Source organism: Micromonospora sp. PLK6-60, from assembly GCF_019890675.1.
GTDB lineage: Bacteria > Actinomycetota > Actinomycetes > Mycobacteriales > Micromonosporaceae > Micromonospora.
In genome coordinates this window covers 1-2834 of record NZ_JAIOAA010000039.1, presented here as the reverse complement: position 1 = coordinate 2834, position 2834 = coordinate 1, and the positions used below count along the sequence as shown (strand labels likewise).

At 75.2% G+C, this 2834-nt stretch carries 5 protein-coding genes; 2 read left to right on the top strand and 3 right to left on the bottom strand.

Annotated elements, in window-relative coordinates:
- From K7640_RS29755 to K7640_RS29745, 3 genes are all read right to left on the bottom strand, one after another.
- Positions 1 to 414, bottom strand: a 414-nt coding sequence (locus K7640_RS29755) for a PLD nuclease N-terminal domain-containing protein (RefSeq protein WP_222958269.1), incomplete at its 3' end; no start/stop codon positions are given.
- Between the two features lie 27 nt (positions 415 to 441).
- Positions 442 to 756, bottom strand: coding sequence for a DUF202 domain-containing protein (locus K7640_RS29750; protein WP_222958268.1), 315 nt, complete (start codon positions 754 to 756; stop codon positions 442 to 444).
- On the bottom strand, positions 753 to 1139 hold the full coding sequence (locus K7640_RS29745) for a DUF202 domain-containing protein (protein ID WP_255610216.1): 387 nt from the start codon (positions 1137 to 1139) through the stop codon (positions 753 to 755). The genes K7640_RS29750 and K7640_RS29745 overlap by 4 nt, the downstream gene beginning before the upstream one ends.
- Positions 1140 to 1183: 44 nt before the next feature.
- Between K7640_RS29745 and K7640_RS29740 the strand changes: the two genes are divergently transcribed.
- Positions 1184 to 1981, top strand: a complete 798-nt coding sequence (locus tag K7640_RS29740) for a GNAT family N-acetyltransferase (RefSeq protein ID WP_222958266.1) — start codon at positions 1184 to 1186, stop codon at positions 1979 to 1981.
- 2 nt (positions 1982 to 1983) lie between these two features.
- Positions 1984 to 2415 carry a hypothetical protein gene (locus K7640_RS29735; protein WP_255610215.1) on the top strand — a complete coding sequence of 144 codons (432 nt, stop codon included), beginning with the start codon at positions 1984 to 1986 and terminating at the stop codon, positions 2413 to 2415.
- Positions 2416 to 2834: the final 419 nt, after the last annotated feature.

Sequence of the window (2834 nt, the reverse complement as noted above, 5' to 3'; positions counted from 1 at the left end):
CTCGGGGCGGTTGCCCTCCCGGGGCGCGTCGCCGTCGCGACGGCGCAGGTCGTCCTCGCGGCGGCGCAGGTCGTCCTCCCAGCGCCGGAAGAGTTCCTCGTCCTGGCGCCGGTTGCGCTCGTCGACGGTGCGGAGGAACTCGGGGTCGTCGTCGGGAGCGACCGGCCGGGGCCGCGAGCGCAGCCGGTCACCGAGCCCCTGCGGCGCCCCGGCGCCCGGCCGGGTGGCGGCCTTCTCCCGGCCGGCGACGAACCAGGCGACCGAGCCGACGATCGGGAAGAACAGGATGATCAGCACCCAGGCGATCCGGGGCAGCACGCGGATCTGGTCCTCCTCGGCGGAGAGGCAGCTGATCAGCGCGCAGACGCAGAGGACGACCTGCGCCAGGAAGAAGAGGACGTAGAGCCGGGCCATGTAACCATCATGGCGCACTCGCGGCGGTCACCACAGACCCCGGGCCACCAGGAGGGTGCCGAGCAGCGCGTACCCGGCCGCGGCCAGCGCGCCCACCGGCAGCGCCCAGCGGGCCGGCCGGCGGGGCCCGCTCCCGGTGGCCCGTCGCCAACCGGCGGCCAGGGTGGCCCCCCAGACCAGCACCGCCGCGCCGGCCGCCGACCAGCCCGCGGCGCCGGCCCCGCCGGTCTGCCGGACGGTGAGCACCGCGACCACGGTGACCGTGAGCAGGGTCCGCCGCCAGGCCAGCCGGGTCCGCTCGGGTTGCAGGCCGGGATCGCGGGGGGCCGGCGAGCCGGTCACCGGCCGAACCCGCGCAGCAGCACCGCGGCGATCAGCAGCAGCGCGCCGAATCCCACGGCGAGGGCGAGCACCGCGGGAAAGCGGGAGGCCGGCAACTCCCTGCCGAGCCGGATGGCCCGTTCGGTCCGCGCCCAGTGGTCGACCGCGCGGATCGCCACGGTGCCGCCGAGCAGCAGCAGGGCGATCGCGATGCCCTCGCGCAGGTGGGCCAGCGGCAGCGGCGGCAGGAACTGCGCGGCGGCCAGCCCGCCGGCGATCAGGGCGAGCCCGGTACGCAGCCAGGCCAGGAAGGTGCGCTCGTTGGCCAGCGAGAACCGGTAGTCCGGGGTGGTGCCCACCGAGCGCAGCTCGCGCGGGTCGAACCAGCTCCTGATCGCCTGCATCACGCCGCCGATTATCCGCTTTGTGCCGGGAATAGCCTGGACGGATGACTGATCTTGATGTGCGCGCCCTGCGGGACGCCTACGACAACCAGATCCGCCCGGAGATCCCGGACCCGCTGCCGGCCGGGGTGACCGTCGAACGGGACGGTCCGCTGGTCCGGGTCGTCGGCCTCGACCAGCGGGGCTTCCTGACCTACCGGGACCTGGGCGGGCTGGCCGGCGCCGAGTTGGACGCGCTGATCGCCCGGCAGGTGGCGTACTTCCGCGAGCGGGGCGAGGCGGTGGAGTGGAAGGTCAACGGCCACGACCAGCCGGCGGACCTGCCGGACCGGCTGCGCGCCGCCGGGTTCGAGCCGGAGGAGCAGGAGACCGTCGTGGTCGGCCCGGTCGCGGCGCTGGCCGCCGCCCTCCCGGTCCTGCCCGACGGGGTACGCCTGCGCGAGGTCACCAGCCGGGCGGACCTGGACCGGATCGCCGCGATGGAGGAGCAGGTCTGGCGGGCCGACCGCAGTCACCTGGTGACCGGGCTGGCGAAGGAGATCGAGGCCGACCCGCAGTCGATCACGATCGTGGTGGCCGAGGCGGGCGACGTGGTGGTCAGCGCCGGCTGGGTCCGCTTCCCGCGCGGCAACGGCTTCGCCACCCTGTGGGGCGGTTCGACCCTCGCACAGTGGCGGCGCAAGGGGATCTACCGGGCGCTGGTGGCGTACCGGGCGCGGCTCGCCGAGGCGCGGGGCCGCACGCTGCTCCAGGTGGACTGCTCGGAGGACAGCCGGCCGATCCTGGAGCGGCTCGGGCTCGTCTCGGTCACCACGACCACCCCGTACGTCTACACTCCGTGATCATGGAGCAGCGGTTGACGGACGAGGAGCGGCTGACCCTGCGGACCGGCGCGTTCGGCGCCGTCTTCCTGGTCTCCAACGCCGACCCCGGGATGCTCGGCATGGTCCGGGAGAGCTTCGCCGCCTCGGCCGCGTTCGGCGCGACGAGCGGACCGGTGAAGGAGGCGCTGACCACGGGGCCGCTGCCCGAACTGCCCACCGACTCCGCGCTGGAGATCGAGTCGGTGGCGCTGCCCGCGCTGGAGCGGGCGGTCCGGATCCTCGCGGCGCGGGCGCCGGGGGAGGTGGCCGCCTACCGCTCGGCCGTGCTGGACGCCGCGGACCGGGTGGCCCGGGCGCACCGGGGGGTGGCGCCGGCGGAGGCGGCGATGATCGAACGGATCAGGGCAGCGCTGGACCAGTCGGGGCCAGGGGCGCCGGGTCGGCCGGAGTGAGGGGCGCCGGGCCGGTCGGGGTGCGGGGCGGTTCCGGGGTCGCCGGGCGGCGGGCGTCGCGGCCGAGCGACCACAGCGCGCGCACGACGGCCCGTACGCACCGGTCGCGGATCCGGCCGCAGGCGCAGCGGTGACTGCCGGCGCGCAGCCGGTGCCGGGCGGCGTCGGCGATCACGCCGTGCCGCGTCTCGCCCATTTGTGGCTGCATGCCCTTTCCCTCCCGTTTTCGGGAGCGTACCGGGTGCGGCGGCCCTCGGTGAGCTGTGTCACGCTGAGTGCCCGGATGGGCGATGCTACTGGCAGGTAACATTGCCGGCGTGGGCTACTGCACAGCGGCGCGCGGTTGACCGATCGTTAAGTTCCGCGCGAGGCTGCGCCCGTGACCGGGCGAATGATCGCTACACCAAACAGGAGGGGCG

What these genes read in the sequence shown, in the direction of transcription:
- K7640_RS29735 (WP_255610215.1), top strand. Translation starts at nt 1,984, where the DNA reads ATGGAGCAGCGGTTGACGGACGAGGAGCGGCTGACCCTGCGGACCGGC.
- K7640_RS29745 (WP_255610216.1), bottom strand. Translation starts at nt 1,139, where the DNA reads ATGCAGGCGATCAGGAGCTGGTTCGACCCGCGCGAGCTGCGCTCGGTG.
- K7640_RS29740 (WP_222958266.1), top strand. Translation starts at nt 1,184, where the DNA reads ATGACTGATCTTGATGTGCGCGCCCTGCGGGACGCCTACGACAACCAG.